This window comes from Paraburkholderia sp. BR14320, assembly GCF_040948665.1.
GTDB lineage: Bacteria > Pseudomonadota > Gammaproteobacteria > Burkholderiales > Burkholderiaceae > Paraburkholderia > Paraburkholderia youngii.
This window is the reverse complement of the sequence record NZ_JBFPKG010000328.1, coordinates 1-270: the sequence shown is the minus strand read 5'-3', so window position 1 is coordinate 270 and position 270 is coordinate 1. Positions and strand designations below refer to the sequence as shown.

At 54.4% G+C, this 270-nt stretch carries 1 protein-coding gene; it reads right to left on the bottom strand.

Translation table 11 applies throughout. From position 1 onward, the window contains the following. Positions 1-34: 34 nt before the first annotated feature. On the bottom strand, positions 35-270 hold a 236-nt coding region (locus AB3X89_RS40525; RefSeq protein WP_368588098.1), incomplete at its 5' end, for a hypothetical protein.

Genomic DNA, 270 nt, shown 5'->3' with positions numbered 1-270 from the left:
TTCCAGAACCATTCGCACAGCCCGCTCACGAACTTCAGGCGAGTACCTTGGGCACTTCTTCTTCGTGTTTTCCATAGCTCCATTTTCTCAAGAAGTGGAGCCTCCGGAAATCCCGGGGCGGTTCATTCCCGTGAAATTGAGCCAGGCGCAGTTCGAAGAATTTGTCTTGCCGCATCTGAGCACGGGTCGGCGCGGACCACGGCCTACACTGACCTTGCACAAGACCTTCAACTGCATCTTGCAGGTGCTGTACATGGGCTGTCAATGGAA